Raw genomic sequence first — 8,761 nt, 5'->3', positions numbered from 1 at the left:
GAATTCAGCCTTCGCGGCCTGCCTCGCTTCCATTTCCCCGCGCGGAAGCCTTCTGAAAACGCGGGAAGGCTCCACATGAACCGGTATCCCGAACCTATCCAAATCAAGCTGGGGCGCGTTATCATCAATGACTATGAGCGCAATCTCGAAAGTCCTTGCGAACTGAGGGTTTGCCTGGTTCTGTAGCAGCTCCACAAGATGCTCGAGGGTTCCCTTCCTCCTCGTACCCACGCCTTCGTCTCCTGCAAGCTCCCTGGTTGAGCAGAAATAAGCCACTCTGACTGGTTGTTCCATGTGGTTAGTTCTGCCGACCTTTAATATATACTTGATGTTATCCAAATAACAAAATATTTATAAAATGTTACCAAAATAACAAACATATAAAGGTGAAAACATGCCTACAGTATCGCACGTGGTTTCCAACCTCGTAAACCAGCAGCCTTTCCTAAGGGAAGCCATGCTCCAGGACATAATAAGCTACGCCAAGCTCGCCTATTGGATGAAGCCCCAGGTTGAGCGCCAGCTCGGGAAAAAGGTGCGCGACGGCGCGATAACCATGGCCCTCCACAGAATTTCGGAATCCGCGCGCGCGGAAGAGTCCAAAACCAAAACCGTTTTTTCAAAAGGTCAGATAACGCTTTCCATAAAATCAGACATAATGGAATTTACGTTCCTGAAGAGCCGTTCGGTCATGGATTCAATATCCCTATTCTACGACCGCGTGAACTTCGAACAGGGGGAAGTTTTCAATGTCACTCAAGGAAACTACGAAGTGAGCGTGGTGGTAAGCCGGAAGCTCAAAAAAGAGTTCGAAGAGCACATGCGGAGCGAAAAGGCGCTATCGTCCTTAGAGAGCCTTGCGCTCCTTTCCATAAAATTCCCGCCAGAAGTGGTGGGCGCGCCTGGCTTTTTTTCCCAAGTTACTTCCCAGCTGGCCTGGCACGATATAAACATTCTAGAGTCGTTTTCAACATACACTGAAATGATGCTTGCTTTGGAGGAAAACTCAGTTACCCGCGCATATAATGTGCTTCAGGATTTGTTCCGAAGAAAAATAAGCGAGCTAAAAGCAGAGCAATAATTTTCAGTTGAGACTGAGCCGAAATTAAAATATACCCCCTGCTGCGCAATTTCCATTTATGGATAGAATAGAATGCATAATTCCGCCCGGCAGTGCGGGGACATGGGAAGAGGCGGTGCGCGGATTCCTCCTGAAGAATTCCACCCGCATCCGGCTCGCGCAATCGCAATGGATGGATTTCGGGCTGTTCAGGATACGCAGATTCCACTGGGACATGGACCCGGATTTCATATTCACCCTGCGCAGATTCAAGAAGTTTTTCCTCAAAAAAGTGAGCGCGCTCAGCGACCCCAGGGACAGGGATTCGCGCGCCATCCACTTCTACTACAAGCTCTCATCCCAGATCCAGGAGTGGATAAACGAGGAAGGCCTTTTTCTCGGCCACCCGAGCGCCCAGCTCTTCTACGGGTTCGAGAACCCGGCTTTCTACAGGAACAACTCGCTGCTGGGCCGTGTCATGACCTACGAGCGCACCATAGCCCTCTATCCCACTCAATCTGAAAAACAGGAATTGGAAAGCGCAGGCCTCGAGCTGGGTCGAGGGAAAATAATCCAGCTTCAGCTCCCATGAATTGAGTTTCACGTCCTGTTTTCAGTTCCAAACCTATGAAATCATTGCAATGCGCCCAGCATCAGCCCGGAGAGAAACAGCAATCCTGAAAAAAGCCATATGTAAGCATCCACAGTCTTCTCCTTGTCCTTCCAGTTCGAGAAAAACAGCACATATCCAGAACCCAGCGCGAAAACCAGCCAGAGCGCAGCCTGCGCCACTGAAATTTCCATCTGCGCGGCTGCGATAAAAGCCAGCGGCCCGATTATGAGCACGACCCTGAACACATTCCAAAACGTTTCCCGCCCCTTTTTCCCGAGCACCGTGAACGCGGTGCGCACCCCCGCCTTCCTGTCCCCCTCTGCATCCTTGTAGTCCTTCACTGCGCTTCCTATCGCGAAAGTGAGGAAGCACGCGCCCAGAGCAACCAGCACCCTGCCCCCGAATCCGCCTTCCCACGCCCCGTAAGAAGCCATTATCGCGGTGAAGGCCAGCCCCTCCACCAGGTACGCCCCAGGGAAGCTCCTCTTCAGGTTCAGCGGCCTGTTGTAAACCAGCGCGAGCCCGGCAAGCCCTGCAACAATCCAGAGTGCATTGCTTTCGCGCAGCGCGATAAGCAGCATCGCGTTCCCGAGCCCGGCAAGCACCACGGCCCAGGTGATCCATTCGAACCTGAATTCAGGCCTCTTGTTTTCCTTGTCCTCCTTCGCATCCCTGTTCGTCATGAAGAGCAGCAAGTAAGCGAAGAACGCCGCGCCGAAAGTGATTGTCCCCTCCACAGGCCCGGTCTCGAAAAGCGCGATTGAAAAAGCCGAAAGCCCCATGAAAAGGAAGATGCGCGAAGCCCTGTACATCAGGAATTTGCGGAAATTGCTGTCAATGATTGCCAGCGGAGCCAGGAACAGCAAGGCCCGTGAAACGAAGAAGAGCGCCCCGAACATCCAGTCGCTGTCCGGCACAATCATCTGGGCCGCAACGTCGCTCCCGTAATTGAGGAGCGAGCCCATGATTTGGAGCGTGGCCCATGCCGCAAACAGCGCAGCCAGGCCCTTTATCAGTTCCCCTGTCCTCGCCCATATGTAGAACGCGAACAGCAGGATTCCGCCATACACTACCGCGAGCTCCCCCGCGCTTATCCCTGGCTCCAGGAACAGCGGATGGGGCTCCACGTAAAAATAAGTCGTATTTCCGGTGAACAGCGCATCCAATACGGGCGGCATCAGCCCGAGCATTATCCCGAGCAGGAGCGGCGCGTAATAATTCCTCTTCAGCAGCAGCCTCTGCGCTGCCGCGAGCAGGAGGAATATGCCCAGGTAGAACATCACGAAATCCAGCACTGTGACCGTGAATTCCTGGACCGGGCTGAAGCCCAGCACCGCATCGAATTCAAAATTGTTCAGCGCGTCCTCGATAAGGTCCCGTGCAAGCCCCACGAACACGATTACGGCCAGCGCAGCCTTGGGAGAAACGTCCACTTTTTCGAGCCTTTCGGCCAGCGCGCGCGCCTGGTTCAGCATCGCTATCCTTCTTCTTCAGCGAATTTCCTTATCGCCTCGAAGTTCTCCACGATGAGCTTCGCCTTGGATTTCCCGAACTTGAACGCGTACTGGTCGTTCTCGTCCCTTTTCAGGACAATCAGCTTGTTTCCCTTGTATTCGTCGAATTCAACTATTGCCATAAAACCACCATGAAATTTACTGCATTCCGTGTATGAGCGGGCTGTCCGCAGGCACCGGAACCCCCCTGAGAGAGTCGAAGAACCACCCGACCATGAGGCCGTTGAAGGCGCCCAGGAGCCAGGATTTCGCCACTATCTCGTACACTTTCAGCCTGGAAATCTTCACCCGCACGCTGCTGTCGAACACGTCCTGGTTGCCGTTGCATTTTGCGAACGACTCGATTGCCATGAACAGCGGTATCGTGCAGAACATCCGCACCCTCACCGCATCCTTCGGGAGCGAGACCACGTAGTACATCGCCGAGTGCAGGTAGGTGAGCGCGTCGGCTATCTGCACCTTCAGCACCTTCATCGCCGCGGCGCGGTTCTCGGGCAGGCACATGCTCTCGTAGCTCAGCCTGTATTTCTTGATTACGTACTCTGGCCAGTAATACCTCCTCTCCTTTATGTCCCTCGCCACGTCCCTGAGTATGTTCACCTTCTGGAGCGCCAGCCCGAACCGCTTCGCGTGCGCCCTGAGCTTTCTCTTCAATCCGGCGTCTATGACGTGATTGTAATAAAAGAGGTCGTTTATCATGTACCCGACCACTCCTGCGACGTAGTAGCTGTACTTGTTCTGGTCCCTGAACGTGTGGATTCCCTTCTGAAGGAACTCGTACATCCCCCGCGCCATCACCGCGCCCCATTTCCTTATCGCCTTCCTTATCTCAGGGGGCTGGGCGCGGTAAACTTCCATCAGGGAGTCGAAATTCTTTAGCAGTTCGGCCTCTGATCCAGAGTCAATCTTCGCGACCAGCGCATCCCTGCACGCCGTGATTTCGTTCCTATCCATCGTCTTCCTGCCCGCGAGCAGGAGCACCCGGTCGAACATCTCCTTCTTGGTTTCAATCCCGGCGCCGCAGTCCTCTATCGTATCTATTACCCTGTAGAGAAGATACGCAGTCATCATCTGCTCGTCTATGGGCCTGGGGAGCACCTGGATGCACAGAGCGAAGCTTCTCGACACCTTCGGAAGCAAATTCCAGCACAAGTTTTTGCACTTTTCGTATTCCAGAACCCCCACCCTCATGCGCTCAAAAGCGAAGAACTACAGAACGGATGCTTTTTTCAGAGGCAATTCTTATAAATGCGCCGAGTGAAAACCTTTTAAACTTTAGATACCACATAATACCATGGACACAAACCCGCAGAAGGACGAAGCCCGCGCCGCATTCTCGACGGGCTGCGAATACCATGAACGCGGCATGCTGAGCGAGGCAATTGTGGAATTCAACGCTGTCATCGGGATCAAGCCAACCCATTTTTTTGCCCACCACAACAAGGGAATATGCCTGTTCAAGCTCAAAAAATACGATGAGGCAATAATTTCCTTTTCCCGCGCTGCCGAAATAAGACCCTATAATTCGGAACCATTCAGACTCATTGCGGAGTGCCATTTCAAAAAAAGGGAATTTGCCAAGGCCGTGCCGAATTACAAAAAGGCATTATGCATAAACTACGATTACGGGAACCTCCATTTCAAGCTCGGCCTCGCCCTGTATTTTACATCAGATTACAACGGCGCGCTCAAGAGCTTCACGCGTGCGCAGTCATGCACAAGAACGACCATCAAAATCGAAACTTTGGATTATTGGTGCGCCCGCTGTTTCGAAAAAATGCACCTGCCCATGGAGGAATCCTGCGCGCTTAGGAATGCCCTGAATGCAAATCCGGGTGAGAAACTTAAGAGGAAAATCACCAGAATGCTTTCAGAAATAGGCGAATGGGATGGAAAATCATTCAAAAAACCTGTAAAACCACAAAGTCCCGCGTCCAATTACCAGATAATTTCTGAGAAGAGGCTCGTACTCATTAGACTCCCTCGTCCCTGATTTTCCGCACAGCTGTTTTATCCGTTGATGGCTTCAGCGGCTTTCCTGAAAGCCTCAGCGCTCCTCCACACGTCTTTCTTCTCCATCAGCTTGTAGCATCCGAACTTTATTTTCCCCACAGCTTCATCCAGATAAGCGTCCCCGGTCTTCTCCAGCTGTGCGGCAATCCACCAGGGCTTGTTGCACTCAAACGCTTCGCAAGCCTTTTCCATGTCCAGGATAGCAGCGCCCTTTTCGCCTTTTAGAAGATGCCCATAAGCCGACCTCAGCAGGTTTTTGGCCCTTCCCTCAGGCACGCTGTCCTTCTCGTCCCTAAGCCGCTTTCCGACCTCCTCGAGCTCCTTTTTCGCGTATCCTACCCTGTCTGTGAGCATCAGCACAGTGCGCACAACTATTTTAGTCATCTCCTTTCCATTCCTGCTGCCATCATTAGAGAGTCCATATCTGGCCTGTTCTAGACCCCCCAGGGCTTCCTTCACCTGGTTTTGCCCCAAATGCGCGAGGGCCCGTTCCACATGCGGTTTCACTTTTATATGGATTCCTAGAAGGTAAAGCTTTTCAGAAAGTTTCCTCATCCTTTCCGCGGCAAGAATATCGACGCCATTTCCTCTCCGCAATACCTTTACCGCATCCTCTATGCGCCCCACGAACATGCAATCGCGCATCCACAGATTCCGTATCGCGAAGCCCTTATCATAATTGTCTTTCTTCATCTCCTTCGAGATGATGCGCAGCCTCGCCTTCACCATCTCGTCCCTTTCCTTTCTGAGTGCCCATTCCCTCAGCCTGTTGTACCCTATCACACCTGAGTTTTCCCAGTCCCTCCATCTCCCGTACCTGTTCCTGAAACCCACGAGCTTCGCGCACGCCCCTGCAAGCTTTGCGTGCTTGTTGAAAAGATTCGCCTCATTCTTCCCTTCCACAAGCAGTTTCACTGCCCCCTCCAGCTTTTCACGCCCCAACTTCTTGCTCATCGCGACATCATTGGATATCGCATCCAGAATCTTCCCAACCTGCCCCTCTATTTCGCGGTACTCGCTTTCGCCCAGTTTTTTCCAGTTCTGCGCAAGCCTCGCGTTCGCATTCTCAATCTCACCCAAAATATTATCCCTTTTCTTGAATTCCGCTTCGGCGCTGTCGCATACGTGCTTGAGCATCCTCACAGCCCTGAACAGGTCGGTTACAACTATGCGCTTCGCCCTCCTCCCTTCGCGCACGCTGTAAAAATCCACCTCTACTACACCTGGCTCCAGCAGTCCCAATTTCCTTATTCCGAGCTTTTCCGGAACAGTGGTTATTCGGAACTTTCCTTCCGCATCTTTCCCAGGCCTTTCGGGCCACTTGTTCCGCGCAACAATCTGCTCAGGAAGATTCCCAGCCACGATTTTGCATCTCGCTGCCCTGCGCCAGTCCCCCATCTGCTCGTTGAGTGGTTTTTCCTTTCCAGTCTGCGCCCGGGTAGGTGCATGATTCCCGACCATCAATCTACTCATGTTGTAATTAGTGAACTTTAAGGATTTAAATCCTTTCGTTAATGTTTAAATCGTTGCCGTTAAAATCCCTTCAGGTGAAAAGATGGACGTTCTTGACAGGGATTTCACGCGAATAGGCTCAATACTCTCCGGTTCCTCTACTGGAAAGGTTAAAATAAGGGGCTGGATTCACCGCTCCCGCACTTCCGGAGGCTTAACCTTCATCGTAGTGAGGGATTCCTCTGGAATCGTGCAGTGCGCGGTAAAAAAAGACGCAGTAGGCGAACAGAAATTCTCTCTTGCTTCCTCTGCATACGTGGAATCCACGATTCTGGTTGAAGGGACGGTGAAAGAGGACAAGCGCGCTCCGGGGGGCTACGAGCTCGCGGTTTCCGACATTTCAATAGTGGGAAAAAGCGAACCCTTCCCGATTGCAAAAGACCAGTCCGTGGATTTCCTCCTGGACACGCGCCATCTCTGGCTCCGTTCCCAGAGGCTCACGAACATAATGAAGGGCCGCTACTATATAGTGAAATACCTCCGCGAATTTTTCGACAACGAGGAATTTTTCGAGCTTGCGCCCCCTATGATAACCCAGGCAGGATGCGAAGGCGGCTCCACATTGTTTGAAATGAACTACTTCGGGCAAAAGGCGTTCCTCACGCAGAGCAGCCAGCTCTATGCCGAAGTCTTTACAACCGCGCTGGAAAAAGTTTACGTTTTCGCCCCTTCCTTCCGCGCCGAACCGTCAAGGACGGTGCGCCACCTGTGCGAGTACTGGCACCTCGAGCCCGAAATGGCCTTTTACGACCAGAAAATGAACATGGAAGTGCAGGAGAAGATGCTCGAATACGTAGCGCAGAAAATGGCTGCGAACCACGCAGACATACTCCAAGCAGTAGGACGCGAACCTGAAAAGCTCAAGGCAGTGCGCACCCCCTTCAAGCGCATCACTTACGAGGAAGCAGTGAAGCTCGCGATAAAGAAAGGCGCGAACATAAAGATGGGCCAGGACATAGGCGCGGACGAGGAAGCTTTGCTCACGAAGGAAGAGGACAAGCCCATATTCGTGACCAACTTCCCCAGGGACATAAAGGCATTTTACATGCGCGAGGACCCGGACAACCCGGGAACAGTTCTCAACGCAGATGTGCTCGCTCCTGAAGGCCACGGGGAAATAATCGGCGGCTCGGAAAGGATTTGGGACTATGCAGAGCTCATGGCCCGCATTGACGAGCAGAAGCTGGACAGGAAGAACTACGAATGGTACATTGATTTGAGAAAATACGGTTCCTACCCGCACTCAGGCTTCGGTTTGGGGATAGAGCGCTTGGTGAAATGGATGCTCGGCCTGGACCACATAAGGGACGCGATTCCTTTCCCGCGCGTGATAAACAGGGTCTATCCGTAATCCTTTGGTTTTCACCATGGCAATCAACAAAGCATGGCATTTGAAAAACAAGATGCCAGAAAACGCCTCTTTCGAGCAGCGCGTCAAATGGCACCTCGCGCACCGGAAAAACTGCAGTTGCGCCCCCATTCCAGAAAAGCTCCTGAAGGAAATGCAAAAAAAGCCCTGAGCGTCGCTTTTTATAAATGTTTTAGGAGAAGGAAGAACGGGTGGTTGGATGAGATTGCTGCTTGTTTCCGTATTCCTTATCATGTTCCTCGCAGGATGCACTTTCCTTACTCCGGATGGCAAACAAAACGAATCAGCCCAGCCCAACATCACAATAAACATCACCCGGGACCAGTCTTTTTCCCCGCAGCAGCCGTTCTCTGCAAAAGACGGGCTCCAAACAGCGGAAAAAAACATAGTGTGGTTCAGGAAGGATGCGAAACTGGTTTCCGTGAAGGGAGCAAGCGAAGGCGCGGGCCTTGCCCTCCAATGGGACTATTATTTCGATTCGCTCTCGGGCTCCAAGGGATACGCGCTCACGGTTCCTGACCCGGACGCGTCCATCCGCGACATGCCCTTCTCGTTTCTGGCCCAGCTGGACGAAAGCTGGATGGACAGCCCGGCAGCTGCATCCGCCTGCGGAATGGACTCAGCTGAATTCTCACTGGAAGTAGAGGGCGGAGTCCCGGTATGGACCCTCATCTCAGGAT

The 8,761-nt window shown here is 52.5% G+C and carries 10 protein-coding genes; 5 read left to right on the top strand and 5 right to left on the bottom strand.

Features of this window, described 5'->3' with window-relative positions; all coding sequences use genetic code 11:
* A partial coding sequence (locus WC488_03525; protein MFA5077472.1) for a hypothetical protein occupies nucleotides 1-294 on the bottom strand: 294 nt, incomplete at its 3' end.
* Nucleotides 295-394: 100 nt separating this feature from the next.
* On the opposite strand from WC488_03525, the gene WC488_03520 reads away from it, so the two are divergent.
* Nucleotides 395-1,081: a hypothetical protein gene (locus WC488_03520; GenBank protein ID MFA5077471.1), complete on the top strand. Its 687-nt coding sequence runs from the start codon at nucleotides 395-397 to the stop codon at nucleotides 1,079-1,081.
* A 58-nt stretch (nucleotides 1,082-1,139) separates the two neighbouring features.
* Entirely contained in the window at nucleotides 1,140-1,652 is a 513-nt protein-coding gene (locus tag WC488_03515) for a hypothetical protein (GenBank protein MFA5077470.1), read from the top strand.
* A gap of 41 nt (nucleotides 1,653-1,693) precedes the next feature.
* On the opposite strand, the gene WC488_03510 is transcribed toward WC488_03515, so the two are convergent.
* Genes WC488_03510 through WC488_03500 form a run of 3 tightly spaced genes read right to left on the bottom strand, consistent with a single transcriptional unit; the run spans nucleotide 1,694 to nucleotide 4,378 of the window.
* Nucleotides 1,694-3,148, bottom strand: a complete 1,455-nt coding sequence (locus tag WC488_03510) for a UbiA family prenyltransferase (protein MFA5077469.1) — start codon at nucleotides 3,146-3,148, stop codon at nucleotides 1,694-1,696.
* A 2-nt stretch (nucleotides 3,149-3,150) separates the two neighbouring features.
* Nucleotides 3,151-3,309, bottom strand: a complete 159-nt coding sequence (locus WC488_03505; protein ID MFA5077468.1) for a hypothetical protein — start codon at nucleotides 3,307-3,309, stop codon at nucleotides 3,151-3,153.
* 16 nt (nucleotides 3,310-3,325) lie between these two features.
* Nucleotides 3,326-4,378: a squalene/phytoene synthase family protein gene (locus WC488_03500; GenBank protein MFA5077467.1), complete on the bottom strand. Its 1,053-nt coding sequence runs from the start codon at nucleotides 4,376-4,378 to the stop codon at nucleotides 3,326-3,328.
* 103 nt (nucleotides 4,379-4,481) lie between these two features.
* On the opposite strand from WC488_03500, the gene WC488_03495 reads away from it, so the two are divergent.
* Entirely contained in the window at nucleotides 4,482-5,180 is a 699-nt protein-coding gene (locus WC488_03495) for a tetratricopeptide repeat protein (protein MFA5077466.1), read from the top strand.
* Nucleotides 5,181-5,197: 17 nt separating this feature from the next.
* On the opposite strand, the gene WC488_03490 is transcribed toward WC488_03495, so the two are convergent.
* Nucleotides 5,198-6,673, bottom strand: a complete 1,476-nt coding sequence (locus WC488_03490; protein ID MFA5077465.1) for a hypothetical protein — start codon at nucleotides 6,671-6,673, stop codon at nucleotides 5,198-5,200.
* A gap of 82 nt (nucleotides 6,674-6,755) precedes the next feature.
* Between WC488_03490 and asnS the strand changes: the two genes are divergently transcribed.
* Both asnS and WC488_03480 read left to right on the top strand, forming a co-directional pair.
* The gene (gene asnS / locus WC488_03485) at nucleotides 6,756-8,063 is read left to right on the top strand and encodes an asparagine--tRNA ligase (GenBank protein MFA5077464.1); all 1,308 of its coding nucleotides are present in this window, start codon (nucleotides 6,756-6,758) and stop codon (nucleotides 8,061-8,063) included.
* 217 nt (nucleotides 8,064-8,280) lie between these two features.
* A partial coding sequence (locus WC488_03480; GenBank protein ID MFA5077463.1) for a hypothetical protein occupies nucleotides 8,281-8,761 on the top strand: 481 nt, incomplete at its 3' end.

The organism is Candidatus Micrarchaeia archaeon, from assembly GCA_041650355.1.
Lineage (GTDB): Archaea > Micrarchaeota > Micrarchaeia > Anstonellales > Bilamarchaeaceae > JAHJBR01.
Note: the sequence above shows the minus strand (reverse complement) of the source record. Positions and strands in the feature narration are given on the sequence as shown.

Bases quoted from the DNA above. Each gene is read 5' to 3' on its own strand.
- WC488_03520 (MFA5077471.1), top strand. From the start codon at position 395: ATGCCTACAGTATCGCACGTGGTTTCCAACCTCGTAAACCAGCAGCCT.
- WC488_03515 (MFA5077470.1), top strand. From the start codon at position 1,140: ATGGATAGAATAGAATGCATAATTCCGCCCGGCAGTGCGGGGACATGG.
- WC488_03510 (MFA5077469.1), bottom strand. From the start codon at position 3,148: ATGCTGAACCAGGCGCGCGCGCTGGCCGAAAGGCTCGAAAAAGTGGAC.
- WC488_03505 (MFA5077468.1), bottom strand. From the start codon at position 3,309: ATGGCAATAGTTGAATTCGACGAATACAAGGGAAACAAGCTGATTGTC.
- WC488_03500 (MFA5077467.1), bottom strand. From the start codon at position 4,378: ATGAGGGTGGGGGTTCTGGAATACGAAAAGTGCAAAAACTTGTGCTGG.
- WC488_03495 (MFA5077466.1), top strand. From the start codon at position 4,482: ATGGACACAAACCCGCAGAAGGACGAAGCCCGCGCCGCATTCTCGACG.
- WC488_03490 (MFA5077465.1), bottom strand. From the start codon at position 6,673: ATGAGTAGATTGATGGTCGGGAATCATGCACCTACCCGGGCGCAGACT.
- asnS (MFA5077464.1), top strand. From the start codon at position 6,756: ATGGACGTTCTTGACAGGGATTTCACGCGAATAGGCTCAATACTCTCC.